Source organism: Bacillus sp. 0209A, from assembly GCF_036765095.1.
In the GTDB taxonomy this organism is placed as follows: Bacteria; Bacillota; Bacilli; order Bacillales; family Bacillaceae; genus Bacillus; species Bacillus subtilis_G.
Genome location: NZ_JBAIZV010000017.1, coordinates 1 through 1395, shown reverse-complemented (window position 1 = coordinate 1395; position 1395 = coordinate 1). Strand labels below are relative to the sequence as shown.

General features: G+C 41.8%; 1 protein-coding gene. It reads left to right on the top strand.

Features of this window, described 5'->3' with window-relative positions; translation table 11 throughout:
• Positions 1-101: 101 nt before the first annotated feature.
• On the top strand, positions 102-1395 hold a 1294-nt coding region (locus V6D44_RS20910), incomplete at its 3' end, for an IS1182 family transposase (protein ID WP_333516860.1).

Sequence of the window (1395 nt, the reverse complement as noted above, 5' to 3'; positions counted from 1 at the left end):
TCAGGCTGTCGAGAAAATCTCGACAGCCTTTATTTTTCCTTAAAATATCCATTCCTCTGTAATAAAATAAAAGAAAGACTAAAAAGGACGGTGTCTTTCTTATGTTCCACACAAGAAATTCTTCTCAAAACGCAGCCGAATTTGTTCTTCTCGATCAACTCGTCGAAGAGGATCATTTGCTTCGAAAAATTGATCAACACATTGACTTCTCTTTTATCATTGAAAAGGTGAAGCCTTACTACAGCGAAAACAAAGGCCGCCCCTCACTCGACCCGCTGATTTTATTCAAAATGATGTTTATCGGCTACCTCTACGGTATCCGTTCAGAAAGACAGCTTGAAAAAGAAATTTACTACAATATGGCGTACAGATGGTTTCTCGGATTGAACATCAACGACCCAGTTCCGCACCACTCCACTATCAGCTGGAACAGACGCACACGCTTTAAAGATACAACCATCTTCCAAGACATTTTTGACGAGATCGTTCTTCAGGCCATCAATCATGACATGGTGGGCGGACGTGTCCTATTTACCGATTCCACTCATCTGAAAGCCAATGCCAACAAGCACAAATACACAAGGAAAACGATTGAACAGGATACACAAACCTTTATCAAAGATTTAAATGAAGCCATTCAGGAAGATCGGGAGGAACACGGAAAAAAGCCATTACCAGTCAAAGAGGAGGTGAAAGCTGAAAAAGAGATCCGCCACAGTACAACTGATCCAGAAAGTGGATATATGTATCGTGAAAACAAACCGGAGGGGTTCTTTTACTTAGATCACCGAACAACGGATATGAAACATAACATTATCACCGACGCCTATGTCACGCCTGGAAATATCCATGATTCTGTGCCTTATCTTGACCGATTAGACCACCAAATTGCACGATTTAATTTTGAAGTAGAAGCCGTCGCTCTTGATTCTGGTTATTTAACGACTCCGATCTGTAAAGGACTAGCCGATCGCCATATTTTTGGCGTTATTGCCCATAGACGATATCACCCTACTAGGGGCTTGTTTCCAAAATGGAAGTTTCATTATGACAGTGAAAAAGACAGTTACATTTGCCCGAACCAGCAGGTACTTACATACTCAACAACTGACCGAAAAGGCTACCGGTCATATAAATCAAATCCTGAAACCTGTTCCGCATGCCCATTGCTTGAGCAATGCACAAGATCAAAGAACCGCCAGAAGGTCATCACCCGGCATGTATGGGAGGACCACAAAGAAAAGGTCAGACAAAATCGCTTATCTGTTTCAGGAAAAACCCTCTATAAAAAAAGAAAAGAAAAAATAGAGCGAAGCTTTGCAGATTCAAAACAGCTGCATGGGCTTCGCTATTGCAGGTTGAGAGGAAAACGGAATGTGAGTGAACAAGTTCTCC